Annotated in this window: 25 protein-coding genes and 3 pseudogenes; 19 read left to right on the forward strand and 9 right to left on the reverse strand. The window is 49.3% G+C overall.

The window, feature by feature from the left end; genetic code table 11:
• Nucleotides 1-256 precede the first annotated feature (256 nt).
• The 6 genes and pseudogenes from HMPREF1986_RS13820 to HMPREF1986_RS00665 all read left to right on the forward strand — a co-directional run bounded on the left by HMPREF1986_RS13820 (nt 257) and on the right by HMPREF1986_RS00665 (nt 4,176).
• Nucleotides 257-1,545 (forward strand): annotated as a pseudogene (locus HMPREF1986_RS13820) (IS30 family transposase).
• Nucleotides 1,546-1,982: 437 nt separating this feature from the next.
• Nucleotides 1,983-2,258, forward strand: a complete 276-nt coding sequence (locus HMPREF1986_RS00645) for a type II toxin-antitoxin system RelB/DinJ family antitoxin (RefSeq protein ID WP_036598623.1) — start codon at nt 1,983-1,985, stop codon at nt 2,256-2,258.
• Nucleotides 2,255-2,542: a type II toxin-antitoxin system YafQ family toxin gene (locus HMPREF1986_RS00650; RefSeq protein ID WP_021772778.1), complete on the forward strand. Its 288-nt coding sequence runs from the start codon at nt 2,255-2,257 to the stop codon at nt 2,540-2,542. Before HMPREF1986_RS00645 ends, HMPREF1986_RS00650 begins: the two co-directional genes overlap by 4 nt.
• On the forward strand, nt 2,532-2,951 hold the full coding sequence (locus HMPREF1986_RS00655) for a hypothetical protein (RefSeq protein ID WP_155978741.1): 420 nt from the start codon (nt 2,532-2,534) through the stop codon (nt 2,949-2,951). Before HMPREF1986_RS00650 ends, HMPREF1986_RS00655 begins: the two co-directional genes overlap by 11 nt.
• Before the next feature lie 75 nt (nt 2,952-3,026).
• The gene (locus HMPREF1986_RS00660) at nt 3,027-3,239 is read left to right on the forward strand and encodes a hypothetical protein (protein WP_021772780.1); all 213 of its coding nucleotides are present in this window, start codon (nt 3,027-3,029) and stop codon (nt 3,237-3,239) included.
• Nucleotides 3,240-3,267: 28 nt separating this feature from the next.
• Nucleotides 3,268-4,176 (forward strand): IS3 family transposase, encoded by a 909-nt coding sequence (locus HMPREF1986_RS00665; protein ID WP_021772781.1) that lies wholly within the window; start codon nt 3,268-3,270, stop codon nt 4,174-4,176.
• A gap of 119 nt (nt 4,177-4,295) precedes the next feature.
• On the opposite strand, the gene HMPREF1986_RS00670 is transcribed toward HMPREF1986_RS00665, so the two are convergent.
• From HMPREF1986_RS00670 to HMPREF1986_RS00695, 6 genes are all read right to left on the reverse strand, one after another.
• A complete protein-coding gene (locus tag HMPREF1986_RS00670) occupies nt 4,296-5,729 on the reverse strand; it encodes a sensor histidine kinase (RefSeq protein WP_242837338.1) in 1,434 nt (477 codons plus the stop codon).
• A gap of 14 nt (nt 5,730-5,743) precedes the next feature.
• The gene (locus HMPREF1986_RS00675; RefSeq protein WP_021772783.1) at nt 5,744-6,436 is read right to left on the reverse strand and encodes a response regulator transcription factor; all 693 of its coding nucleotides are present in this window, start codon (nt 6,434-6,436) and stop codon (nt 5,744-5,746) included.
• A 75-nt stretch (nt 6,437-6,511) separates the two neighbouring features.
• A complete protein-coding gene (locus HMPREF1986_RS00680; RefSeq protein ID WP_021772784.1) occupies nt 6,512-7,258 on the reverse strand; it encodes a DUF3108 domain-containing protein in 747 nt (248 codons plus the stop codon).
• Nucleotides 7,251-8,039 (reverse strand): lantibiotic immunity ABC transporter MutG family permease subunit, encoded by a 789-nt coding sequence (locus HMPREF1986_RS00685; RefSeq protein WP_021772785.1) that lies wholly within the window; start codon nt 8,037-8,039, stop codon nt 7,251-7,253. Before HMPREF1986_RS00685 ends, HMPREF1986_RS00680 begins: the two co-directional genes overlap by 8 nt.
• Entirely contained in the window at nt 8,036-8,800 is a 765-nt protein-coding gene (locus HMPREF1986_RS00690) for a lantibiotic immunity ABC transporter MutE/EpiE family permease subunit (RefSeq protein ID WP_009213995.1), read from the reverse strand. The genes HMPREF1986_RS00685 and HMPREF1986_RS00690 overlap by 4 nt, the downstream gene beginning before the upstream one ends.
• Nucleotides 8,797-9,498, reverse strand: a complete 702-nt coding sequence (locus HMPREF1986_RS00695; RefSeq protein WP_021772786.1) for a lantibiotic protection ABC transporter ATP-binding protein — start codon at nt 9,496-9,498, stop codon at nt 8,797-8,799. The genes HMPREF1986_RS00690 and HMPREF1986_RS00695 overlap by 4 nt, the downstream gene beginning before the upstream one ends.
• A gap of 388 nt (nt 9,499-9,886) precedes the next feature.
• Here HMPREF1986_RS00695 and HMPREF1986_RS00700 point away from each other — a divergent pair, with 388 nt between their 5' ends.
• Nucleotides 9,887-10,816 (forward strand): site-specific integrase, encoded by a 930-nt coding sequence (locus tag HMPREF1986_RS00700; protein ID WP_021772787.1) that lies wholly within the window; start codon nt 9,887-9,889, stop codon nt 10,814-10,816.
• Between the two features lie 125 nt (nt 10,817-10,941).
• Here HMPREF1986_RS00700 and HMPREF1986_RS00705 read toward each other — a convergent pair whose 3' ends face one another.
• Both HMPREF1986_RS00705 and HMPREF1986_RS00710 read right to left on the reverse strand, forming a co-directional pair.
• On the reverse strand, nt 10,942-11,229 hold the full coding sequence (locus HMPREF1986_RS00705) for a helix-turn-helix domain-containing protein (protein WP_021772788.1): 288 nt from the start codon (nt 11,227-11,229) through the stop codon (nt 10,942-10,944).
• 2 nt (nt 11,230-11,231) lie between these two features.
• Nucleotides 11,232-11,597 (reverse strand): type II toxin-antitoxin system RelE/ParE family toxin, encoded by a 366-nt coding sequence (locus HMPREF1986_RS00710; RefSeq protein WP_021772789.1) that lies wholly within the window; start codon nt 11,595-11,597, stop codon nt 11,232-11,234.
• Between the two features lie 379 nt (nt 11,598-11,976).
• On the opposite strand from HMPREF1986_RS00710, the gene HMPREF1986_RS00715 reads away from it, so the two are divergent.
• From HMPREF1986_RS00715 to HMPREF1986_RS00750, 7 genes and pseudogenes are all read left to right on the forward strand, one after another.
• Nucleotides 11,977-12,297 carry a helix-turn-helix domain-containing protein gene (locus HMPREF1986_RS00715; protein ID WP_036598629.1) on the forward strand — a complete coding sequence of 107 codons (321 nt, stop codon included), beginning with the start codon at nt 11,977-11,979 and terminating at the stop codon, nt 12,295-12,297.
• Entirely contained in the window at nt 12,297-13,577 is a 1,281-nt protein-coding gene (locus tag HMPREF1986_RS00720) for a type II toxin-antitoxin system HipA family toxin (protein WP_021772791.1), read from the forward strand. Before HMPREF1986_RS00715 ends, HMPREF1986_RS00720 begins: the two co-directional genes overlap by 1 nt.
• Before the next feature lie 108 nt (nt 13,578-13,685).
• Nucleotides 13,686-14,069 carry an MmcQ/YjbR family DNA-binding protein gene (locus HMPREF1986_RS00725; RefSeq protein ID WP_021772792.1) on the forward strand — a complete coding sequence of 128 codons (384 nt, stop codon included), beginning with the start codon at nt 13,686-13,688 and terminating at the stop codon, nt 14,067-14,069.
• A 126-nt stretch (nt 14,070-14,195) separates the two neighbouring features.
• A pseudogene (locus HMPREF1986_RS13450) lies at nt 14,196-14,405 on the forward strand (IS3 family transposase); the annotation flags it as partial.
• Between the two features lie 949 nt (nt 14,406-15,354).
• A complete protein-coding gene (locus HMPREF1986_RS00735; protein ID WP_036598633.1) occupies nt 15,355-15,594 on the forward strand; it encodes a hypothetical protein in 240 nt (79 codons plus the stop codon).
• A 248-nt stretch (nt 15,595-15,842) separates the two neighbouring features.
• On the forward strand, nt 15,843-16,724 hold the full coding sequence (locus tag HMPREF1986_RS00745; RefSeq protein WP_036598637.1) for a DUF6017 domain-containing protein: 882 nt from the start codon (nt 15,843-15,845) through the stop codon (nt 16,722-16,724).
• 49 nt (nt 16,725-16,773) lie between these two features.
• Entirely contained in the window at nt 16,774-17,634 is an 861-nt protein-coding gene (locus tag HMPREF1986_RS00750) for a ParB/RepB/Spo0J family partition protein (protein WP_081688402.1), read from the forward strand.
• A gap of 5 nt (nt 17,635-17,639) precedes the next feature.
• Here HMPREF1986_RS00750 and HMPREF1986_RS00755 read toward each other — a convergent pair whose 3' ends face one another.
• Nucleotides 17,640-18,965 carry an ATP-binding protein gene (locus HMPREF1986_RS00755; protein ID WP_021772798.1) on the reverse strand — a complete coding sequence of 442 codons (1,326 nt, stop codon included), beginning with the start codon at nt 18,963-18,965 and terminating at the stop codon, nt 17,640-17,642.
• 163 nt (nt 18,966-19,128) lie between these two features.
• Here HMPREF1986_RS00755 and HMPREF1986_RS00760 point away from each other — a divergent pair, with 163 nt between their 5' ends.
• From HMPREF1986_RS00760 to HMPREF1986_RS12740, 5 genes and pseudogenes are all read left to right on the forward strand, one after another.
• The gene (locus HMPREF1986_RS00760) at nt 19,129-19,635 is read left to right on the forward strand and encodes a hypothetical protein (protein WP_021772799.1); all 507 of its coding nucleotides are present in this window, start codon (nt 19,129-19,131) and stop codon (nt 19,633-19,635) included.
• A 75-nt stretch (nt 19,636-19,710) separates the two neighbouring features.
• Complete coding sequence (locus tag HMPREF1986_RS13455; protein WP_021772800.1) at nt 19,711-21,153, forward strand: DUF5688 family protein; 1,443 nt, start codon at nt 19,711-19,713, stop codon at nt 21,151-21,153.
• 111 nt (nt 21,154-21,264) lie between these two features.
• On the forward strand, nt 21,265-21,750 hold the full coding sequence (locus HMPREF1986_RS00775) for a PcfB family protein (RefSeq protein WP_021772801.1): 486 nt from the start codon (nt 21,265-21,267) through the stop codon (nt 21,748-21,750).
• Nucleotides 21,747-23,495: a VirD4-like conjugal transfer protein, CD1115 family gene (locus tag HMPREF1986_RS00780; RefSeq protein ID WP_021772802.1), complete on the forward strand. Its 1,749-nt coding sequence runs from the start codon at nt 21,747-21,749 to the stop codon at nt 23,493-23,495. Before HMPREF1986_RS00775 ends, HMPREF1986_RS00780 begins: the two co-directional genes overlap by 4 nt.
• A 183-nt stretch (nt 23,496-23,678) precedes the next feature.
• Nucleotides 23,679-23,807 (forward strand): annotated as a pseudogene (locus HMPREF1986_RS12740) (Maff2 family mobile element protein); the annotation flags it as partial.
• Nucleotides 23,808-23,823: the final 16 nt, after the last annotated feature.

A 23,823-nucleotide genomic window follows, 5' to 3' on the forward strand; every position in this document is an offset into this window, starting at 1 on the left:
AGAATAAGATGTCAACTTTATTTATACAGCATCATACAGTTACTTTGCCGGTATGCGGGATAGGGCAACGCTGAGGAGCGACCCGAGTGGCATACCGGATTCCAAAGGAGCAGTGTCTATGGCATTGCTCTTTTTTAATGCTCCTTTGGAAAGATAAACCCCGGGGTTCAAGGGGCAGAGCCCCTTGGAGTGTATAATCAGATTCGCAGCAGAGGTCGGATGGCGCAGCCCAGTACGAAGAAAGGAGCTGTTCATTATGTCTAAAAACGCACATCTGACCTATGACGAACGATTAACGATACAAAAGTCCCTTGCGGAACATCTTTCCTTCAAGGAAATTGGGCTGATTGTGGGCAAGGACCCCTCCACAATCTCCAAGGAGGTCAGGAGCCATCTTACTATTGTGGAGAAGGATTCATACAACCCCTGTGCCCTCCGTAGGGAATGCACTCACAGCAAGGACATATGCAGGCCTTGCAATCAGCGGTACAGCAAGAGTTGCAAATCATGCGATATCCCCTGCTACCAGCATTGTCCGGACTATGTGGAGCAGCATTGCCTCAGGATTCTGAAGCCTCCCTATGTCTGCAACGGCTGCACGGAGAGGCATGGCTGCAAGCTCCAGCGCCATCTCTACGATGCCAAGTATGCTCAGAAAGAGTATGAATCCCTCCGCAGCGAAAGCCGTCAGGGTTTTGCTGTCTCCCGGGAGGAACTGGACAGGATTGACGCTATCCTCTCACCGCTGGTGAAACAGGGGCATTCCGTTCATCATATTTGCATCGACCATGGGGCTGAGATCATGCTTGATGAAAAGACGATCTACAACTACATCGATGCCGGGCTCCTCACCGCCGGGAACATTGATCTTCCGAGGAAGGTACGGTTCCGGGTTCGGAAGAAGAAAAAGCTGTCAGGGTGGACAAGCAGTGCCATGCCGGAAGAACCTATGAGGATTTTTTGGAGTTCACCGCCGCAACCCCTGACATTCCGGTTATTGAGATGGACTCCGTGGAAGGACGCAAGGGCGGCAAGATACTTCTTACGATTTACTTCCGGAACTGCTCCCTCATGCTTGCCTTCATCCGGGACCACAATACCGCCAAGTCCGTCACGGATATCTTCAATGAGCTTTATACCTGCCTGGGGCACGATATCTTTGTCGATCTGCTCCCTGTGATCCTCACTGACCGGGGAAGCGAGTTTACAGCCCCCCTGTCCATCGAGTTCGATGCCAATGGCAGGCGGAGGACAAGGGTGTTCTACTGCGACCCGCAACGCTCCAATCAGAAGGGCGGTATCGAGGTCACGCACGAAATGATCCGGCGTGTCCTGCCGAAGAAGACAAGTTTTGATGCGTTTACCCAGGATGATATCTCCCTGATGATGAGCCACATCAATTCCTACAAAAGGAAAAAGCTGGGCAACCGGTCCGCCAACCAGCTGTTCAGCTTCCTTCATGGTGAGGAAATCTTAAGGAAGTTAGGAATAACCCTGATCCCCTCGGATGAGATCAACCTCACGCCTCTGCTGCTGAAAAAGTAACATTTGCTCGCGCTATCCGGCACGTCCATATCGCTTCCCATGGGGTGGAATTTACTTTTGCGAAAAGCAAACGCTAAATCCGACCTCCGGTTAAAGTACGCTTTTTTCAGCGGAAAAGGTTGATCTGCCGCCATTCTACAAGCTTTTTGCTGGTATTGCAACCTGTTTGGCTTAGTAAGTTTCGCTTTGGAAACGTTATTTCCAGTTTGGAATTGTAAGTTCTGGTTTTTGACCTCCTTCTCCGATATACGGAATTTAATTTTGCAAACACCTCGCCAAGCAGGGATTTACTTTTCCAAACTGGAACTTAGATTTTCAACTCAGCCCTCCAAAAAATAATTATTGACTTTTCTGTGAATTTTTCGTCTAATAGATTGACTGTGCAATGCAAATCACATATAGTATAAGTGCAATAGCAAGGAAAGGAGTTGACATTCATGGCTACCACAACTAATTTCAGTGTCCGTATGGACAGCGACATTAAGAAACAGTGCGAAGCAATGTATGGTGAATTAGGTATCAACCTTACTACCGCTATCAATGTGTTTCTTCGCCAGTCGCTCCGTGTCGGCGGTTTTCCTTTTGATGTTCGCATGGAGCAGCCGAACAAGGAAACGATGGTAGCAATGCTGGAAGCAGAACGCATTGCCCGTGATCCGTCTGTAAAACGCTACTCTGATGTAGAGGAAGCATTGAGGGCGTTGAAAGAATGAGTAAACATTTAGACATTGTTTGGACAAATCAATTTAAGAAGGACTACAAGCTGGCGATGAAACGTCATCTTGATATTGACCTTCTGGACAACATCATTCGCAAACTGGCAAGCAGCGAACAGCTTCCAGAAAAGAATAAAGACCACGCTTTAACCGGAAACTGGGTCGGGCATCGTGAGTGCCACATTCAGCCGGATTGGCTATTGGTCTATCGGATTGAGAATGGTTTGCTCGTCTTGACATTATCCCGAACAGGAACGCACAGCGATTTATTTGGAAAGTAAGAAAATGCACTCGGTACAAATGCCGGGTGCATTTTTCTTTCCGCAGGAAATGAAAAAGCACCTGCTATCTTCAAAGTCGAAAACGGCAAGTGCCTTACAGCTCCATATTCTGTTTTTTCTGTTGCGAGGTTTTCTGCTCCTGCTGATTGCTGCTCTGTTCTTGCAGAAACTTCATCTTTTCCGTAACGGAGTGCTTCGGTTCGGGCTTTTTCAGGGCCTCGGACTGCTCCGGCGTGAGGACTTTGCCGACTCAATAGCGAATATCTTTTATCGGCTGCAATTCCTCCTTGGCGGTGGCAAGCTGTCCGGCAAGCTCTGCGTAGGTCGTTTGCAGCTTGCTATATTCCGCTTGCAGGGAATCCAGATTGACATTCAAATCCAAGCCCTGCTTTTTGAGATAGCGGAATGATGTTGTATAAATAAAGTTGACACCTTATCCTCAAAGATTTCATATATAATCAAGAAGGCTAAGGAGGTGCTACAAATGGCACAGCAACGTCAATACGACCATGAATATAAGGTTCAGGTCGTGAAGCTTGCTCAAGAAATAGGAGGCGCACATACTCCTCAAAGTACGATGACCCTCAATGAGGAACTAATCCAGCTGCGCAAGCAGCTAAAGGATCAGGATAAGGAAATCAAGCGTCTTAAGAAAGAGAATGAATTCCTGGAAGAAGCAAGCGCTTTTTCGCAGTGAGCCGTCTGAAGTCAACAAAAACCTCAGAATGAAGTTCATTGTCATAAAAACGGATGACGGCCGGATCAAGGGAGAAATTTCCTTTTTCTGCAAGATGCTCGGCATAAGCCGTGAGGGCTTCAGAAAGTCTCTCATAAACAGGAACAAGCCCTGGAAATATAAAGCTCTCGCAGAGGAGATGCGGGCAATCAACTCCGAGGATAAATGCAACGATACCTATGGCCGCATACACATGTATCAGGCATTAAAACTGAAGAAACCTGCCGGAGTGCATATCCCAAATGAACGTACGGTTTACAGAGTTATGGAGCAGATCGGACTCAGCCATCATCCGCGCAGGAAGCCGAACGGCATCACCAAGGCGGATAAGAAAGCACGCAAATCCGATGATCTCTTAAGGCGTGACTTCAAGTCCGACAAACCTTTGATCAAGGCTGTAACTGACATTACCGAGGTAAAGTGCCTGGATGGCAAACTCTATACTTCAGCCATATTTGACTGCTATGATCTCACTGTACTCGGATTGGCAATGGATACCAACATGAAAGCGCCTCTTTGTGTCCAGACATTGGATAATGCGATGCTTGCTTATCCGGAATTGAAAGGTGCAGTCATTCATAGTGATAGGGGGACACAGTACACCAGTGAGGCTTATCGTAAAGCCATCAGCAAACATAGAATCAAGCAAAGCATGAACAGTGATGGTGGCCGTTGCCATGACAATGCGCGCTGTGAAGCAATGTGGGGCAGGATGAAGTCTGAGCTCCTCTATGACAGGTATGATACAGAGAAAATGAGCGTCAATGAAGTCAAAGCCCTTATCTGGAGGTATTTCATCAGCTATTGGAATAACCGCAGGATATGTTCATCCAATGGAGGTTATCCACCAGCAGTCAAGCGACAGCAGTACTACGATGCTCTGAATAAGGCTGCATAGTCTTTGAGACCTTTTGAGGATACCTGCCAACTATTATTGACAATATCCTGGTTTTTCCGCCGCAGGTAGGGCAAAGTATCCACTTTGACCCTTTCATGACAAATACAGTTCGTTCCCACTCAAAAGATTTGCTGACTGAATTGTACGCATGCTCCACCATCCTTTCCGTTTGAAAGCTCAACACTCCCGCCAAGCTGGTGTACCAACTGTTTTACCGTATACAGCCCCAGGCCAGAGTGACCTTCGCCGATTTGCCGGGCTTCATCACCCCTGTAAAATCGTTCCGTTGCGCGTTCTAAGTCTTTTTTGCTGAATCCGCACCCCGTATCACATACTCGATAGGTGATGGTCCTCTGATCTACAAAAGCGGAGATCAGGATTTCCCCATTTGCAGGCGTATAGCGCAGACTGTTGGATACGAGATTATCAAAGATTCGATCCAGTTTGTCCGTATCAAGGGAGTATGCGGCATGTATGCTGGCATCATCACATAACTCGATGGAAACGGCTTTTTCTTTCGCCTGTAATTTGTAATGCTTTACTTTCTGAGAAAGGAAAGCATACAAGTCCACCTTTGTGAGTTCTAATTCTTTTCCAGCCTGCTCGGACTCGGAAGCGGTCTGTATTTGCTGAACGAGGTTACTGCATTTTTGGGCGTTTTCCTCAATGACAGACAAATACCGCTGTGATCTTTCCGGATTCATGTTTTTACTATCCAGCAAGGATTCTGTGTAAGCCAGAACAATGGAAATCGGGGTCTTTAAGTCATGCGCCAATGCCTCAACCATCTCCACACGCTCCCGTTCCATTTCCCACTGAGTGGAAAGGGAAGTTTTTAATTCCTCCTGCATCTCGGAAAAAGCAGTACAGAGTTTCCCCAATTCGTTTTCTGAATAATAGTTGATTTCGAAATCCAGATCTTTGTCCTTTATCTTCCTTGCCGCTTCCATTAAAAGCTGCAAAGGCCGATTGATCCGCTTAATGAACTGCTTGGAAAACAACATTGTAAACAGGATGATATATAATACAGGTGAAAACAGGGCGACGGCAATCACGCCCAATACCCATCGTCCGCCGCTGCCTGAAGCGGATATTTTCACCTCATAAACAAGGGCGACGGCACCCTCCATTTTCCCGTCCTCGCCCGTAAGCGGGATCACATGCAGGTATGTATTCTTATCCGAATAGACCTCTGTGATGTTCAGATGGTTGATGAGGTCTGCTTCCGAGGAGAAGATCGGGTCGGTATTTGTCCCATAGAGGACGGCTGCGCTACTGTCAACGACCTGATAGGAAATGCCGTCACCTTCGATGGAATTCTTCAGCCCCATCTCATTTTCCTGGGACAGTAACCTTGTGTTTTCACTCCGCACATACTGATCGATGGACGGAATCTGCAGTTCATAATAGTTTGCCGGGTAAATGCCCCTGTTCTGTTCCATCAAATACAGGGCGGCGGCAAGGGACCATGTAATCAGTGTGGCCACGATGGAAGCAACAGCGATCCATGTAACCGTCATACGGAAGCCGCCGACAAGAGATTGTTTTTTCATGCGTTCGCCACCTCCTATATGCGGTTCCATTTGTAGCCGATGCCCCATACTGTGGAAATATACTCCGCATCAGGGGAAGCTAAAGCAAACTTCTTCCGTATCTTTCGGATATGCTCCACAACGGTGTAAGAGTCTCCTTCAGAGTCGTATCCCCATGCTCTTTCGTAGATATGTTCTCTCGAAAAGACCTGACCGACATGGAGCGCCAGAAGCTCAACGATGTCATATTCCCTTTTGGACAGGGGAACAGCTTCCCCGCCGATTTTTACGCTGTGCTCCAGCAGGTCAATGCCGAGTTCATTGAAGTACAGCTTTGTGCGCTTCTTTTCCGCGTTAATGTATTGTGACCGCTGTTCCCTCCGGAGGTTCGCGTCGATCCTTGCCAGAAGCTCCCTGAGCCCGAAAGGCTTGGAGATATAATCGTCCCCGCCGAGCGTCAAGGCGCGGATTTTATCACTTTCCGCCTGCTTTGCGCTCAGGAACAGAATAGGACACAGCACCTCGTCACGGATTTTCCGGCAGACCTCAAATCCGTCCATCTCCGGCATCATAATATCAAGGACAATGAGCTCCGGCTGCTCTTTTGCAAGCGCCACGCCGTCCACTCCGTTGTAGGCTGTCAAAACCTGATGACTCCGCGCCTCAAGCTCGTCCACAAGGAGCGCGACCAGCTCTTTTTCATCGTCAATAATCAGGATTTTACTCATTTACGATCAACTCCTTTATCATGCGATTGACAAAAGGTTACGCCGGATCATCTGCACAAGTCAAGTCTGCGAACGTCAGCTGGCTGTATAATCGGTCAGTTTGAACACGATCCCGCCTGATCCGCCATCCTGGTATTGATACAGAATGCGAGTGTCTGTAGAAAACCATAGCGTTGTTTCGCCAAAGGACACTTTGAAGCACTCTGCCTCACCATAGGGGACCGAGATTGTCTCCGTTCCCTCGTATTTGATCTTCAGCATGGAGATGCTGGCAGTCAGGGGAACGGTGTCGTTCAGCTTGTAGGTTTTCCCGTCCTCATAGGAGACGGTGCCCAAAATGACCATGAGAGACTCGTTATCGTAATAGGCATCTGGCAGGGAAACCGTCTGACTTGAAGATTTCGCCCCGGTTGTTTCCACCTCCCAGCGGTCTGAATACTTCGTACTCACCTCAAATTTTTCATAAGGGGCCACTTTGTTGTAATAGGAGGAAAGAGGCATGAGCGTGTCCATCGCTATCGTGACGCCGCTCTCGATCACCGTTTCGTCCTCATAGCTCTTTGTTTTCTGAATATTATAGGTCTGCGCGGCAGTATCTACAGTAATTTCGATTTCGGCAGTACCGTATTCATTGCCTTTGCTGTTGTAGATCACATAGGAAGCCGTTTGATGTGCCGCCCACGGGATCGTTTCGATCACGGGCAGAGCTTCCGCGTTTGGGTCGCTCTGCTTTGTCTGCAGGTTCCAAGCGGCACAGCCGCTTAAAAGCAGGGTGCAGCAAAGTGTAAAAACCGCAGCATATCCGAAAATTTTCTTATTCATAATGCTTTCTCCCTTCCCATTTGTTAAACCAGATGACACCGCCGACATAACAGGCGATCAGGCAGATCAGGACGGCAGCCGTGCCAATGATAAGCTGCTGCAAAACAGCGCCCGATGAGATTTCCGCCGGAGGCATATTCATTCCCGCAGTAAACCCCAGATAGGCCCCCGGCAGCTTTGCCAGACGGAACGGCCATGCCCACGGGATGAACATCCAGACCTTATCACCAAGTACGGTTGTTCCAATGACGGCAGCCGTCACAAGGCCGCCCATGCCGATGCCGATCGACGCTCCCGTCCCCCAGGTAAAACTCAGCCACAAATGAAGCGCCAGAAGCGGCAGCGTCCCAAAAAGCTCAAGGATCATTGCAAAGATGAACATGCCCCATCCGTTCACGGTTCCCGGTGAAGCGATACTCATCCCAACGCAAAAGACGATCAGGGCAATGACGGTGCTGACTGTATTGCAGAGAAACAGCGTCCAAAACTTTCCGGCGTACAGGGATCTTCGGGGAATGCTTGTGCTGAGATACCCTGTGAAGTTACCGGCCAGTTCTTCTTCCTGCACGATGAAAGCCGCAAGAATGCTGATAGCCAGAGGAACAACGAGTGCAGCCCAAGCGATGAAATATCCCTGAAACACATAGATTTCTTCCAGGTCGCTTCGCATGGATATATATACTACTCCTGCCAAAGAAAACAGGACAGGAACCAGAAAGGTCAGCCAACGGATCGCCGTCCGCTTTGTTTTGGTCCATTCAGATGACAATACTGAAATCATTTCAACTCCCTCCTTTGAAACCACAATGCGGTGAGGCCGGTCACTACGAAAAAGCCGACAACGGAAAGGATGATCCCGACAGGCAGGACAGATGCATCCAAGAGCGGATCGCCCGCCTCCAACATGACACCATTTGGATCTAATTGCAGGACAGGACACATCATGCGCGTCCCCCAACTCCACGGAAGTATAAACCACCATGATTTTTTAACGACGAACATACCTGCGATCAGTCCGGCAAAGCCTACCCCCATGCTGGCAAACATGCCTTTCCACGTCGCAGCCCATAGCTGGATCGGGATGATCGCAAGGCACGAGAGCCACGCAAGGAAATCTGCGGTAAAGATCGTTTTCCACGGAATATCCCATTTCCCATCGGTGATCGTGATCAATCCGGAACAGATCGTCGCTACAAAGAGGATCAGCGTTGCGATGAAAGTAAATATTACCATAGCAGTCACTTTGTTGACCCAAATCTGTCCGGGGGAATACGCATGTGCGCGTAAGCTGCGATAATTGCCGGCCTTCCTTTCCTGCATATCGATCAGATATGCGAATAAGGCAATGCCAAGAGGCAGGAATACGACCGTCCAGATATTGAACACCATCGTATTCACGTGTTCCCAGCCTCGCACAACATCCTTCGGCATGAGCCAGATGCCGGGCATCGCCTGAAGGACAAAGAACAGGGGAAGCAGGATCACAAGTTTCTTTGTGAAGGTTCTTCTATATTTCAACAGTTCAGACCGTAACCCATTCATCTGCGCGCGCCTCCTTTGATCACCTCCATGAAGAACGCCTCCAGATCCTCGTCCCGGTTTGGTGTCCCCTGGAACATCAGCTGCCCTTTATTGATGATACCGATCTCATCCACGACCTGCTCCACCTCGGAAAGAATGTGGCTGGAAAAGATCACTGTCATTCCTTTTTTCGGGAAGGTGGCAATCAGTTCACGCAGTTCCTGGATGCCTACCGGATCAAGCCCGTTGGTCGGCTCGTCCAGTATCAGCAGAGAGGGATCATTCAGCAGGGCAATGGCGATCCCAAGCCGTTCCTTCATGCCGTGTGAGAATTGGGAGACACGTTTGCCGCCGGTGTCCTTCAGATCGACGGTTTCCAAAACCTCGTAGATTTTATCTTTCGGGACGCCCAACAGCTTTGTGTGAACAAGCAGGTTTTCCTCGGCTGTCAGGTTTCCATATAATGCAGGCTCCTCAATCAGTGAGCCGATCTTCGCAAGATGTTCCCGCTTCCAGGGCTCACCGTCAAAGAGGATTTCCCCTTTTGTGGGACGGAGTAGCCCCAGGATCAGCTTCAGAGTGGTGGATTTACCCGCACCATTCGGACCGAGCAGACCATAAATGGTATTCCTCTTGATTTCCAGCGAAACACCGTTCACGGCAAGCTGCCCGGAGAAGTTCTTTGTCAATTCTCTTGTTTCAAGAATATTGTCTCTCATCGTATGAACCGTTCCTTTCTTGCAAACTATAGCTTTTTGTTTACAGCCACAGGATACGGGACAATTATCAAGAAACTATCATGTTTTCATACTGTAACATCAAATTTTACGTAATAAGTCGACACCGAGCGTGTCCAGTACATTCTTCGTCTTCTTCTGGATCGCGGAAACCTTGAAGCCTTGCTTGTCACCGGTTGTCGGTGACCGACGCCGAGTGACAAAAGAAAGCTTTGAACACTGGTATGTCAGTCAGAGCAAGTACAGAAAGCTCTGCGACAGATCCCCGGAGAAAAGTTTAAAGAGTGTGACTTATGTTGCACCACCGACTGTAAGAAAAATACATAACGTTCTTCGCAGTGCATTTCACCAGGCTGTGAAATGGGAGCTCATGGAGAAGAACCCAGCTATGTACGCGACGGTTCCGAAAGCGAAAACGAAAAAGCGTGATATCTGGGATGCTCCTACTCTCTTCCACGCCATTGAGGTATGTGAGGATGAGCGCCTGAAGCTGGCCATTAACTTGGCTTTCGCCTGCTCACTTCGAATCGGTGAGCTTCTGGGCCTGACCTGGGACTGCATAGACATTTCTCCGGAAAGCATTGCTGCCGGAAAAGCATTTATCTATGTGAATAAGGAATTGCAACGTGTAAACAAGAACGCTATGAAAACGCTGGAAAAGAAGGATGTCCTCCGTGTGTTTCCGGAGCTTAGGGAAAGCAACAAGACTGTTCTTGTATTAAAGAAGCCCAAAACCGCTACGAGTACACGAAAGATCTTCCTTCCGAAGACAGTTGCCGAGATGCTGGTGGAGTGGAAAAAAGATCAGGAGCCTACGAAAGAGACGCTTGGCAGTGAGTACATGGATTTTGATCTGGTCATGGCCAATGGTTTGGGCATGCCGACAGAACAGTCCAGAATCACAGCACTCTTTGCGGAGCTCATCGAGAAGAATGATCTTCCGAAAGTTGTTTTTCACAGCCTTCGTCATTCCAGCATCACCTATAAGCTGAAGCTGAACGGCGGTGACATCAAATCTGTCCAGGGCGATTCCGGTCATGCGCAGGCACAGATGGTTACGGATCAGTATTCGCATATTCTGGATGATGACAGACGAAACAACGCACAGCTTTTTGAAAATGCCTTCTATTCCGGCGCCGGAAAGGATCCGGCAAAGGCGGAGGCCAAAGAAGACGTTCCGCAGGACCAGGCCGATGCGGAGCAGACCGAAACGACGCAGACTGATGCGGAAATGCTCTTAAAGCCTCTGCAGAAGCCGGAGCTGGCAGTGCTGTTGAAGACACTGGCAAAGTCGCTGTAACAATTCAATATCATCAAATATTACATAGCGGACAGCTGATTCCATTTAAGGAAACAACTGCCCGCTATTTTGCGTAGGTATACGCACATACGATTTCGAAAGCTACATCCTTTGTCCTCTTTGTTTTAAAGCATCGGTTTCATAGGACTTACCGTAAGTTGTAATCCAAGGTGTTGGAAAATATTAAGCAGGGTTCCGAGATTCGGAGTTGTTTTACAGGATTCGATACGCGCTACTGATGACTGTGGAATGCCACACATAGCAGCAAGCTCTCTCTGGCTAAGTCCAAGGGCGGTACGTTGCTCAATCATGGCGCTTACGATGGATGAGATATTTTCAACTTCGTCGATATCTTTTCCGATTTCAGGGTCAACACTTCTTACATGCTCCTTATAGTCGTTCCAGGTTTTCATAATTATTCAGCCTCCTTTCGGGCAAGATAGTCATCTCGTTCAGCTTTTGCTCGTTCAATTTCGCGTTTTGGAGTTTTTTGCGTTTTCTTACGAAATTGATGCAAAAGCACAAAAGTATCGTTTTTGAAATAAAAGTATAAAACACGGTTGTTGCCTGGGCGTAGTTCCCAGATGTCATCGTCAAGATGTTTAGTAATATTTTCATTAAGTCGTGTGCCATTATCTTCGAGAAGCTGGATATACAAACTGATCTGCTTGTATTGAATGCGAGCGTCTTTGTTTGTAGCTGCTTTGATTCGAAGAGACTCAAGGAAATTCCAAAGTTCTGAGTTCCCATTGGAATCTTCGTAAAATTCGATGTTATACATTAGTGTATTCTTTCCGGATAAAAGTATTCAATTTAAATAAATGATAGCATTAACGCTATCAAAATGCAATATATTTTTCTATCGACAACAATTACATAGCGGACAGCTGATTCCATTTAAGGAAACAACTGCCCGCTATTATTTACGCGAGCAATGAACCAAAGTCTGAGTTTGCTCGAGATCTTGGCGGTGCTAAGCGCCAGTGGCGCTTGCCCAGCACCGACCGAAGTGGAACGTAGACGCCGCGATAACTTGAGAAACTCGCAATGCGTGTTTCTCAAGTTATCGCGGCGAGAGAATGATTATATAACATTCTCTATCATTGACAAAATTTGCATTTATGTTTATAATAATAAACACTATTGTGGAGGCGAATGAAATGAAAAAGGCTGCATATAATATACTTCCGGGAACCGAGGAAATACTGAAGACCATGGGCGAGCAGATTAAGCTTGCCAGACTTAGACGTAGCCTGTCAGCGGAGCTGGTGGCAGAACGTGCAGGAATCAGCCGTGCTTCCTTGTGGAAGGTTGAAAAAGGTGATCCATCTGTAGCTATGGGAATCTATGCAGCGGTTTTGCATGCGCTTAACAATCTTGATAAAGATCTTCTGCTTGTTGCAAAGGATGATGAAATGGGCAGACAGCTTCAGGATCTGAATCTGATCACGAGAAAACGGGCGCCAAGGAGGAGTGACTAATGGCATCCAATCAGAAAATCATCTTTGTCTACGATGATTTCAGCACAGGGAGTCCGATCCTAATGGGAACTCTGTATGTGAATATCATCAAAGGCGGGGAATCCTACTCCTTTGAGTACGATAAGGAGTGGCTTAAGAAAACTTCACTTAAATTCACATTGGATCCGGAACTCATGCCATATTCCGGCAGACAGTACCCCTCCGGGAAAAATATCTTTGGTTTGTTTGCGGATGCATCTCCTGATCGCTGGGGGCGCGTTCTTATGAATAAATGTGAAAGAATTCTGGCCGAAAAGGAAGGCTGCAAACCATCTAAGCTGTACGACAGCGACTATTTGCTGGGCGTATATGACGAAACACGAATGGGCGGCATTCGATTTAAAACAAATCCGGATGGACCATTTCTTTCCGATGATAAAGAAACAGCTGCTCCTCCCTGGGCGACGCTTCGCATATTAGAGGAAGCTTCCAGAAATTTCGAAAGTGACGAAAGCGGTTTGAACGAAAAATGGCTGAACCAATTGATTAAGCCCGGCTCCTCTCTTGGAGGTGCAAGACCTAAGGCAACGGTAGTAGACACAAAGGACCAGCTATGGATTGCAAAATTTCCGTCCAGAAATGATGAAAATGATACCGGTGCATGGGAAATGGTGGCACACGATCTGGCAGGTCTCTGTGGGTTAAATGTTCTGGAGGCTAAGCTCGAGAAATTTTCCAATCTCGGGAGCACGTACCTGATAAAACGATTTGATCGTATTTTGAATAAGAGGGTGCACTTTGCTTCTGCCATGACACTGCTCGGCAAAACAGATAGTGCATCTGCAGCGGATGGAACAAGCTATCTGGATATGGCAGCCTTCATTAAGTCCTATGGTGCTCAGCCCAAACAGGATCTGCATGAGCTTTGGAAACGAATTGTTTTTAATATGGCTGTTACCAACACAGATGATCATCTGCGAAATCATGCGTTCATTCTTACAGAACAGGGCTGGATACTATCGCCTCTTTATGATGTAAATCCGGTTCCCTACGGCGATGAACTATCCTTAAATGTCGACGAGGAAGATAACAGCATCAGCGTCGAACTTGCCATCTCCACCGCGGTCCGATTCGGGATTTCTGAAACTGATGCGAAAGATTATGCAAAAGGTATCCTGGAAACCGTCAGAGAAAACTGGGAGAAAACAGCTTCTGGTTATGGGCTCAATCGCAGGCAGATAGAAGAAATGCGACCTGCTTTTAGTGCTTGCTATGAAAGGCGAAAATATAATATCAGGTAAACTCACATAGCGGACAGCTACTCCCCTTCCGGAAACGGACTTCCTGCTTAGTTCTGCGTACTAAAGCTGAAGACATGAGTTGGCTGAGAGCCTGAGGGGTGATGCATTATGAATCGAGAGGAATTAACGAACTATATTCTTGAAACCTACACTGCCGATCAAGACTATCCGTGGGCAAAACATCCCAATTTTACAGTGTTTCGCCATGCGAACAATAAGAAATGGTTTGCGCTCATTATGGATATTCCGAGGAACAAGATCGGTTTGCAGGGCAATGAGTTGCTGGATGTGGTGAACTTCAAATGTGATCCCATCCTTATCGGCTCGCTCCGGGAGGAGCCTGGCTTCTTTCCTGCGTACCACATGAGCAAAACCAGCTGGATCACAGCAGTGCTTGATGGCACCGTATCGGAGGACAAAATCAAGATGCTATTGGATATGAGCTATGAGCTTACTGCGCAAAAGGTACGCAAAAAGGAAATGGATCGCTGACGTCAGGCCTAAATTGTCTGCCATGTACCGTCACATCCTTGTAATTGGCGTGAAAAAGCGCCCTTTCGCCGAGAAGTTGGGATAAAACCGCCCTAAGTTCTCGATGAAATCGTGCTTGATGGTAAGAAGCTCCGCCAGTCCATGTCCCGCCGGGGCAACTGCTGGGATAATGCTCCACAGGAAAGCTTTCACGGTCACAGGAAGGATCACATCGGCGAGAAGCTCGCAGTCTGTACGGAGGATATCGAGGTAAAAACTGTTGTTGACGAATACATGGACTATTACAACAATCACAGGTATCAGTGGGAGCTGGCAAAGCTTGCGCCAAACGAGTTCTGCCAGTTCTGCCTGACAGGGGTATATCCGTTGGATATCCCGAACAAACCTGCCCCGCCCGTTCCGAGCAAGACTGCTGCAGAGCTGGGAGCGGAAATGGAGTCAAGGGGAGACAGTACGCTGGACGTGTCAGCGTACGGGCAGCCCTTGGCGGAATGACACGGATTACCCTATTGGCCGAAAGCAACAAGATGCTGCTTTCCTGCCCCCCGACGAGGGGCGGGTCCGGGCAGAGCCCGTAAGTAACAACAGCCGAGTACCACGTTCTTTTTGAGCAGTATCCAATAATCAGGGTACGGAAAATATGCCTTGTCTATTAATGAGGATCACTCAAACCAAAAAACGTTACCGATGTTGCGGCCCGGATACGGGAGAAAATGAACCGAAAATAACCCACTTGTTGTTTCGACCCAACTGCATGCCGCGGGAAAGGATAGCGAAAATCGTTCGCTTAGAAAAAAGGCCTCCTTGATTAGAAAAGCCGCTAAGCAGAAGGCCTCCGCTTAGATGAAAGCTCTCGTTTTCAGGGCCCGTCAGATCTCTTGGAATAAAAAAGCGGAAGTCGTTTTTTCTGACTGCCAACGGCTTCCGCGGTACATTCTGGCGTCCACGAGAGGATTTGAACCTCCGACCTACCGCTTAGGAGCTCCGCGGATGAAAGTGCCTCTGAGTTCCTCGAAGTGCCTGAAAGCCGCATAAATCCTCATGGTTTTACAGGTTCGAGTTCTTCCGGAGGCGTGTAAGTTTCTCCAATTCTGTTAGCTGTCGGAGGGTCTCTGTGAGCAAAATGTGAGCATTTGCTCACAGGGGCGTGCACTCGAAAATTCATCCTTTGCCCCTTGTGAGCAGAAATCCTTACATAACACAGCGAATGATTTCTCCTGTGGAAATCCCCTCGCTGTGTTTTTTATTGCCTGAAAGTATCAAACAAAGAAGTGGAGGATTTCAGATGAACAGCACAATTATGATCGAGGGCATTCGCTACTACAGGGAGCGCCCTGCAACCTGCAGCCAGTGTTACTTTTGGAAGAATCGCAAGGCCGGCTGTGTACTCGGTGAAGAAAACTGCTATTACCTGGCGATGCCGCCAAAGAAGAACAACCCCTGCGAAGGCTGCTGCTATGGGCCATGCGTCAGCTTCTGCATGAAGAAAGTGCTCGGCCAGAAAGGAGTGCCCGCCAATGCGTAACATGACCATCAATGCGGGAGAAGAACAGTCGCTTACCTTCCGCAAGCTGAAGAATCTGATGGAAACGCCTCCGCAGGTGGATCGCAACAGAACGCCTCCTCCCTGCCGGATCTGCCCCTTCTTCCAGCCGGGATTTCGCTACCGGAAATGCCTGTATGCTGAGTGTCCTTATGGAAAGAAAGCCGCCGCCGTATACCGGCGAAGGCCGCTTCGCTCCGAAAGAATCATAACCGGAGGTGGTGATATGCGTGTATGACTACTTTTATGGACCGGAAGGAGAGCAATTCTCTTTTATCCGAGTGCCGAAGCTCTTCTTTGAAAATGAAGCTTACCGTTCTATGTCTGCGGAAGCTAAGATCCTGTATGGCTTCCTTCTGGATCGGGTATCCGTATCAATGAAAAACGGCTGGCGGGATGAGCAAGACAGGATATTTATTATCTGTACCATCGAGGAAATCATGTCGAAGCTTGGCTGCGGCAACAAGAAGGCCATCCAGCTCCTCACGGAACTGGAAGATAAAATCGGTCTGATCGAGCGGAAACGTCAGGGACTTGGAAAGCCCAATCTGATCTACGTGAAGAACTTCATACGAACGGTGGATAATACCGGTCAGCGACATCTCTGGAAATGTCAAAATGACACTTCTGGAAATGTCCAGATAACATCTCTGGAAGTGTCAAAATCACATGGAAGTAATACTGATAATAATAAGACTGATAAAAGTTATACTGAGAATCCTATCTATCCGCGAAAGGAAGCAGATGGGATGTCAGAGCATCGGATGTACGAAGACTATTTCCGGGACGCATTGGAATACGACGTCCTTCTTCAGGATTATCCTTATGACCGGGAGACGCTGGAAGGCATTCTGGATCTCATGGTGGATGTCTGCTGTTCCCGCCGGGAATATATCCGCATCGCCAGTGATGATAAGTCCAGGGATGTCGTAAAAAGCCGGTTCATGAAGCTCAGCTCTTCCCATATCCAGTATGTTCTGCAGTGTCTGCACGAGAACACGACAGATGTACGGAACGTGAAACAGTATTTGCTGGCGACGCTCTACAACGCCCCCACGACGATTGATTCGTACTATCGAGCCAAGGTAAATCATGATTTATACGGAACCTGAAGGAGGTGATAACCGATTGAGTGAAGAACCACAGAAAAATACAGCTCAAATGCCGGATCCGGGGGCCGTAGAAACAGTCCGCCAGATTCCCATCAGCGAATTAGTGCCATTTGAGGATCATCCGTTTCGGGTAGTGAATGATGGGGCGATGCTTCGGACTACAGAAAGCATCGCTCTGTACGGCGTACTTTCGCCACTCATCGCAAGGCCGCGCGAAGAAGGAGGTTATGAAATTATTTCAGGACACCGCAGAGCTTACGCTGCTGAACAGGCCGGACTCGACACTGTGCCGGTCATCGTCAGGGATATGGATGATGATGCTGCGACCGTGTTGATGGTCGACTCCAACCTGCAGAGGGAAAGTATCCTGCCCAGCGAACGCGCTTTTGCGTACAAGATGAAGCTGGAAGCCATGAAACACCAGGGGGAAAGGACGGATTTAACTTCGGGCCAAGTTGGTCCAAAGTTGACGAACGCTGAAATAGGAAAAACCACAAACGATAGCATGACACAAGTAAAGCGCTATATCCGCCTCACCAACCTGATCCCGGAGCTCCTGGACATGGTGGACCAGAAGCAGATTTCTTTCAATCCCGCTGTTGAACTCTCCTATCTGAAAGCGGAGGAACAGCAGCATGTGATCGAAGCGATGGACTTCACACAGGCAGCGCCTTCCCTCTCCCAGGCACAGCGGCTGAAAAAACTCAGCCAGGAAGGCAGCTGCACGTTAGAAGCGATGCGGGATATCCTGGGAGAAGTCAAAAAGGGAGACCTGGAACGTGTAGCCTTTAAGAGCGAACAGCTCCGGAAGTACTTCCCGAAGTCCTACTCTCCCAGACAGATGCAGGACACCATCATTAAGCTCCTGGAGCAGTGGCAGAAGAATCGTCAGCGCGACCAGGAACGGTAATGTCATTACTCTATGTATACGGGTAATTTCCAAAGAAGATACAGAGGCAGGCTTATCTCATGGGTGGCGTCTTTTTGATTGTCACCCATATTTTTCGTTGAGACCTTAAATCCCACTGCCGGTTTATATTGCCTGCAATAAGATGCAAAGCTTTTCGCCTTTGTATTCTCTGCGGATTTTGCCTCCAGCGGCATAATCCGGTTCAGGTCATCCTCAAACAGGAAATCCACTTCGGCGCTATTGTCATTTCTCCAAAAATAAGGTCTGATGCCCAGCGAGGTCAGTTCCGTCATGCAGAAATTTTCGGTAAATGCCCCTTTAAATATCACGTAACCCTCCGGCTCGGTAAGGACCGTCCGGTAACCGACACCCGCATTCCGCCGGAGGAGTCCGAGGTCTGCGGAATACACCTTGAAAAAGGTCGCGTCAGAGCAGGCAGAAAGCGGTATTTGCGGGACAGACACCTTTTCAAGACGATAGACCAGACCGGCGTCCACCAGCCACTGAAGTGCATCTTCCAGATCTCTGGCGCGCGTCCCGGCTTTCACATGAGAAAAGACAAACTTATTGTTGTCCTTCGCCAGCTGTTTCGGGACGGAATCCCAGATCCAGCCAATCCGAAGGATGTCTCTGGGTTCGGCATGGTGTGCGAAATCGTTCCGGATATCCTGAATAATCCGATCAAGCACCCGATCGACCTCTGTAATGTCTTCTGTTTCGATATAGGTGCGGACAGCCTCAGGCATTCCTCCAACAATATAGTAAAGCTTCAGGTACCGCAGCATGGGCTCTGCAACATATGCGGGAACTTCGCGAAACGGGTCGTACTCACGAAGCATTGTCAGGTACTTCCCGCCGCCCAGAGCTTCGGTAAATTCGGAAAAATTCATGGGATACAGTTTCAGCTGTTCATCTTTCCCGACGGGGAAGGATACCTTCTTTCGCTTCAGCTCGACGCCCAAAAGGGACCCGGCGCAAAGCAGATACAGATTCAGGCCGCTTTCTTCGAAGTATTTGATGGATGTGACCGCTTCGGCACACTGCTGTATTTCGTCAAAAATAATCAGGGTATTTTCCGGATCAATGGCCTTCCCTTCCCGGTACATGCCCAGTTCCCGGAGAATTCTTCCCGGATCCAGATCATATCTGAAAATATCAGCCAGTGCAGGTTCCTTCTCAAAATTAAACAAAAGCGTTTTTTCGAAATGCCTCCTGCCGAATTCGGTCATAAGCCATGTTTTTCCACATTGCCTGCAGCCAGTGATCAACAGCGGTTTCCTGTGCTTTCGTTCCTTCCATGCAAGAAGGGATTTCATTGCTTCGCGTTCCATGCAGATGCTCCTTTATCATGTATCAGGATCCAGTTTCGGCAATTATTCGTATTATAAATCGCCGCTTTCGGCTTTTATTCGTATTATTTAAAGCTATTATAGTGGCTGTTCCTCTTTTTTTCAACCTCAAAATCAATCCAATCACTCAAAGGAGAAAAAACCTATGGAAAAGAACAAGAACATTAGAACCCTTACCAATGACCTGAAAACTTTCGAGCAGATGATGCAGAGCCAGCGGAAAGACGCGCCGATTCCCGAGATTGAGATTGAGATCGATACGGATACGGACGATGAGAAGGACCCTTCGGAAGACCTGAATGAAGCATTTCTGCTGATCATGGGAGCGGTTCAACAGCTTGGGAAGGCGATTCTGAAGGTCAAATATCTGGAAGATGCCTATTTCGGCAGGGAAGAGGAGGACGATTGTGACCTCTGTCCCTACGGCGGTGACTGCGGATCCGCATACGGCACCATGGTGCTGGTGGCCCGTCCGGACGGCGACAACACTATCATAACCCTGGACGAGCTGGTGGAGGAAATCGGAGATCTGGCCGATGGTCAGACGGGCACCTATGAAACGAAGCCCATCCCCGGCACGGAGGATCTCTACTACACCATCCCGGAGAAAAAGCCCTTAAAGCGCGGCGGAAGCTGCTGCACGCTACTTTGAGGAGCATTCCAAAACCATCAAAACCCGCGAAGGCGAAATTTCCGTCTTCTGCTTCGACTAAGGAGGAAGTGACCTATGGCGATGAATTACGAAGAATTCCTGGATGTCGCAAAGGATGCGGCAAAAACGAACTATCCCACAGCCGATATCAGCATCCAGCACGTCGATAAACTGCAGGGAGAGTCCTATGTGGGCCTCTCTATCCGCCCAGAGGGAAAGAACGCAGCTGTGACCATGAACTTGAACAGCGCTTTCGAGCAGTATCAGGAGAATCCGAAGCGTCTGACAGCCATCATGAGCGAGTTCCTCTCCGGCCTGGATAAGGCCGTTTCCCAGATCCCGACAGTCAATGTGGATCAGTTCCGGGATTATGAGAATGTCAAGAGCCATCTCGTCATGCAGGTGATTCCGGTGGAGCCGAACGCGGAGAAGCTCTCCCAGATCCCGCATAAGACGGTGGAGGATATCGCTGTTGTATATCGGATCGATGTAAGCGACAGCATGAACCGCAATGCCACGACGCTCGTGACCAATCAGATGATGGAAAGTTTCGGCATCACGGCAGAGCAACTGCATCAGGACGCGGTCGCGTCTCAGATGGAACACTGCCCGCCGACATTAAGAAACATGGCGGAAATGATGGCGGATCTGATGGGTGATTCGATGGACATGCAGGATTCGCCCATGTGGGTAGCGACCGTCGAAGGCGGCGTGAACGGCGCCGCAGCCGTGCAGATCCCGGAATTCATGGATCAGGCTGCGGAGAAGCTTGGCGGCAACTTCTTTGTCCTCCCCTCCTCCATCCATGAATGCCTGTTTCTCCCGGACAACGGGGAATTCGAACGCAACAGCCTGGAACAGATGGTCCGAAGCGTCAATCAGACCGAAGTCAGCGAAGCGGATTTCCTCTCGGACAATGTCTATCACTACGACAGTGAGGCGAGGATCTTTGAAAAGGCCGTCACTTATGAATCCCGTGTAGCGGAACAGGCCGTCGCTTATGAGACAGAAGCCCCGGAGGCGGCAAAGGAAACCATCACCGCGCTTTTGGTGGAGCCCGGAAAATATCCGGAAAAGGTAGAGATCGGCACAGAGCTTGACGATCTCCAGAAAGCGGTCGGCGGCTATATCGAAGTCACTTATCCCTTCGATGAAAATGTCGGCATCATCATGAACGAGGAAGGAAAGCTGAATGGCATGAATTTGAACCGCGCTCTCCGCGATGAGGATGGCAAGATCTACGATGTGGTCGCCGGTCCCTTCCTGGTTGTGGGTCTGACCGAAGAAAGCTTCGGTTCTCTGACTCCGGAGCAGGTAAATACCTTTGAGCAGCAGTTCCACCAGCCGGAGATCTTTGTACAGATGGGGAAAGGCGTCATGGCACTGCCGATGCCGGATGAGGTGGTAAAGCTGCAGGAATCAAAGGCTGCGGAGAAAGCGGCGAAGCACAGTACTGCGCAGAAGCAGACCGATACACCTGAGAAGAAGCCCCACAAGAAGGCAAAGGAGGCACGATGAAAATGGCTGGATACGTAGCGAGTGTTGTGGCTGGCGGCATGTTCGGCGCCATGACGATGTGCCTGATAGTTGCAAACAGCCGGTATGAAGAACGGGAGGAGGCGATGACATTTGCAGGAGGAAGTGGAAAGCAGGACAGTGAACCTTGCGATCAGCACGACGAAGCTGACGATCCGGACGGTGATCTCCGCCGGACAGGCGTATCTGAGACACCGGAAGGAACTGGCGGCACAGAAATCCGGGGAGAAGCCGACCGGGAAGCAGACAGTACAGGAGCTGATCGGTCAGAATCAGGGCGTCAGCAGCATTGACATCGCCAAAACCGACCTGCGGGGCTTTGAGGGCGTCGCCAGGAAATACGGTGTGGACTACGCGATCCGCCAGGACCGCTCCACCGTCCCGCCGAAGTACCTGGTTTTCTTCAAGGCAAAGGATGCCGATGCCCTGACGGCAGCATTCAACGAATACTCCGCGAAAGCCCTGCAGAAATCGAAACGGCCGAGTGTCCTGAAACAGCTTCGGGCGATCGCCGCAAAGGTGGCGGAGCTTCCCGGCAAGGTCGTCAACCATGATAAAAAGAGGGAGCTGGATCGATGAATACGACAAAACTGAAGAAAACGCTGATCAAGCTCCTTCCCTATATCATCCTTGGCCTCGTCTGCACTAATCTGGGCGAGGCCTGGCGCCTTGCGGAAGGAACTGACTACGGAAAGAATCTGGTTTCCTTTTTCAGCATGATCGCGGTGGCCTTCGGGAATCCCCTCCCGAGCTTTCATCCGCTGGATCTGCTGGTGGGAACCATTTGCGGAGGCGGGCTGCGGCTTGCAGTTTACCTCCGCGGCAAAAACGCAAAGCATTTCCGGCACAACGAGGAATACGGCTCTGCCCGTTGGGGAACCCACGCCGATATCGAGCCCTTTATGGATCCGAAGTTTGAGAACAACGTGATCCTGACCCAGACGGAACGGCTGATGATGAGTAACCGCCCAAAAAATCTGGCGAATGCCAGGAATAAGAACGTCCTGATCGTGGGCGGCTCAGGCTCTGGCAAGACGAGATTTTGGCTGAAGCCCAACCTTCTTCAGATGCATTCGTCGTATGTTGTTACCGATCCGAAGGGTACCATCGTGATAGAATGCGGAGAGGCGCTTCGGCGGAAAGGCTATGAGATCCGGATCCTGAACACCATCAACTTTAAGAAGAGTATGCACTATAACCCCTTCGCCTATATCCACAGCGAAAAGGACATTCTGAAGCTCGTCACCACTCTGATCGCCAACACCAAAGGCGACGGCAAATCCGGTGACGAGTTTTGGACCAAGGCGGAGACACTGCTCTACTGTGCGCTGATCGGCTATATCCACTACGAGGCGCCTGTTGAAGAACAGAACTTCGCTACGCTGATTGAATTTATCAACGCGATGGAGGTTCGGGAGGATGATGAGGAGTTCCAGAATCCGGTGGATATCATGTTTGAGGCGCTGGAGAAAAAGAATCCAAAACACTTCGCCGTCCGGCAGTATAAAAAATACAAACTGGCTACAGGGAAGACCGCCAAGAGCATCCTGATTTCCTGTGGCGCAAGGCTTGCGGTCTTTGATATTCAGGAGCTTCGAGAGCTGACTGCCTATGATGAACTGGAGCTGGATACCCTCGGGGATAAGAAGACGGCGCTGTTTCTGATCATGTCCGATACGGACAGCACTTTTAACTTCCTGATCTCCATGGCGTATACGCAGCTTTTCAATCTGCTCTGCGAAAAGGCGGACGATATCTACGGCGGCCGGCTTCCTGTCCATGTCCGGTGCCTGATCGATGAGATGGCAAATATCGGTCAAATCCCGAACCTGGAAAAGCTGATCGCGACCATCCGAAGCCGTGAAATCAGCGCCTGCCTGGTGCTGCAGGCAAGAAGCCAGCTCAAATCCATCTACAAGGACAATGCCGACACCATCATCGGCAACTGCGACGCGCAGATCTTCCTCGGCGGATCGGAGCCGACAACGCTGAAGGAACTCACGGAAGCCTTGGGAAAGGAAACAATCGACACCTTCAACACATCTGACACTCGTGGAAACAGCCCAAGTTATGGTACGAATTACCAGAAGCTTGGCAAAGAGCTGATGAGCCGGGATGAACTGGCTGTCATGAATGGCAGCAAGTGCATCCTGCAGCTTCGCGGTGTGCGGCCGTTCCTTTCTGACAAATATGATCTAACGCAGCATCCGAACTACAAGTACACGGCAGATTTTGATAAGAAGTATACCTTTGACATCGAGAAGTACCTGAACCGGCGCATGAAGCTGAAGAAGGATGAGGTCTTTGATGTGGTGGAGGCATAGGCCTCCGGCAGTCTGAAAGGGCTGCCCTTACATAGGCAAAACGCTTATGTGGTCTGCGATCGCTTTCATAAATGCCCACAGCCGAACGCGGCAGCAATAAGAACAAGAGGGGCTGATCGTGAGGGAAATGATGCAGGCGCAACAAATCCACCCCGCATGGGGAACATCAAAGGAGGCCTATCTATGGCATTTTTCAACAGCGCAGTCGGTGTACTGCAGACACTCGTCGTGGCCCTTGGCGCCGGTCTTGGCATCTGGGGAGCAATCAACCTGCTGGAAGGTTACGGCAACGATAACCGTGCGACACGTTCGTAAGTGAAAAGCTTAT

It is taken from the genome of Oribacterium sp. oral taxon 078 str. F0263, assembly GCF_000469565.1.
In the GTDB taxonomy this organism is placed as follows: Bacteria; Bacillota; Clostridia; order Lachnospirales; family Lachnospiraceae; genus Oribacterium.

What these genes read in the sequence shown, in the direction of transcription:
- HMPREF1986_RS00645 (WP_036598623.1), top strand. Translation starts at nt 1,983, where the DNA reads ATGGCTACCACAACTAATTTCAGTGTCCGTATGGACAGCGACATTAAG.
- HMPREF1986_RS00650 (WP_021772778.1), top strand. Translation starts at nt 2,255, where the DNA reads ATGAGTAAACATTTAGACATTGTTTGGACAAATCAATTTAAGAAGGAC.
- HMPREF1986_RS00660 (WP_021772780.1), top strand. Translation starts at nt 3,027, where the DNA reads ATGGCACAGCAACGTCAATACGACCATGAATATAAGGTTCAGGTCGTG.
- HMPREF1986_RS00665 (WP_021772781.1), top strand. Translation starts at nt 3,268, where the DNA reads ATGAAGTTCATTGTCATAAAAACGGATGACGGCCGGATCAAGGGAGAA.
- HMPREF1986_RS00670 (WP_242837338.1), bottom strand. Translation starts at nt 5,729, where the DNA reads ATGAAAAAACAATCTCTTGTCGGCGGCTTCCGTATGACGGTTACATGG.
- HMPREF1986_RS00675 (WP_021772783.1), bottom strand. Translation starts at nt 6,436, where the DNA reads ATGAGTAAAATCCTGATTATTGACGATGAAAAAGAGCTGGTCGCGCTC.
- HMPREF1986_RS00680 (WP_021772784.1), bottom strand. Translation starts at nt 7,258, where the DNA reads ATGAATAAGAAAATTTTCGGATATGCTGCGGTTTTTACACTTTGCTGC.
- HMPREF1986_RS00685 (WP_021772785.1), bottom strand. Translation starts at nt 8,039, where the DNA reads ATGATTTCAGTATTGTCATCTGAATGGACCAAAACAAAGCGGACGGCG.
- HMPREF1986_RS00690 (WP_009213995.1), bottom strand. Translation starts at nt 8,800, where the DNA reads ATGAATGGGTTACGGTCTGAACTGTTGAAATATAGAAGAACCTTCACA.
- HMPREF1986_RS00695 (WP_021772786.1), bottom strand. Translation starts at nt 9,498, where the DNA reads ATGAGAGACAATATTCTTGAAACAAGAGAATTGACAAAGAACTTCTCC.
- HMPREF1986_RS00700 (WP_021772787.1), top strand. Translation starts at nt 9,887, where the DNA reads ATGGAGAAGAACCCAGCTATGTACGCGACGGTTCCGAAAGCGAAAACG.
- HMPREF1986_RS00705 (WP_021772788.1), bottom strand. Translation starts at nt 11,229, where the DNA reads ATGAAAACCTGGAACGACTATAAGGAGCATGTAAGAAGTGTTGACCCT.
- HMPREF1986_RS00710 (WP_021772789.1), bottom strand. Translation starts at nt 11,597, where the DNA reads ATGTATAACATCGAATTTTACGAAGATTCCAATGGGAACTCAGAACTT.
- HMPREF1986_RS00715 (WP_036598629.1), top strand. Translation starts at nt 11,977, where the DNA reads ATGAAAAAGGCTGCATATAATATACTTCCGGGAACCGAGGAAATACTG.
- HMPREF1986_RS00720 (WP_021772791.1), top strand. Translation starts at nt 12,297, where the DNA reads ATGGCATCCAATCAGAAAATCATCTTTGTCTACGATGATTTCAGCACA.
- HMPREF1986_RS00725 (WP_021772792.1), top strand. Translation starts at nt 13,686, where the DNA reads ATGAATCGAGAGGAATTAACGAACTATATTCTTGAAACCTACACTGCC.
- HMPREF1986_RS00735 (WP_036598633.1), top strand. Translation starts at nt 15,355, where the DNA reads ATGAACAGCACAATTATGATCGAGGGCATTCGCTACTACAGGGAGCGC.
- HMPREF1986_RS00750 (WP_081688402.1), top strand. Translation starts at nt 16,774, where the DNA reads ATGCCGGATCCGGGGGCCGTAGAAACAGTCCGCCAGATTCCCATCAGC.
- HMPREF1986_RS00755 (WP_021772798.1), bottom strand. Translation starts at nt 18,965, where the DNA reads ATGGAACGCGAAGCAATGAAATCCCTTCTTGCATGGAAGGAACGAAAG.
- HMPREF1986_RS00760 (WP_021772799.1), top strand. Translation starts at nt 19,129, where the DNA reads ATGGAAAAGAACAAGAACATTAGAACCCTTACCAATGACCTGAAAACT.
- HMPREF1986_RS13455 (WP_021772800.1), top strand. Translation starts at nt 19,711, where the DNA reads ATGGCGATGAATTACGAAGAATTCCTGGATGTCGCAAAGGATGCGGCA.
- HMPREF1986_RS00780 (WP_021772802.1), top strand. Translation starts at nt 21,747, where the DNA reads ATGAATACGACAAAACTGAAGAAAACGCTGATCAAGCTCCTTCCCTAT.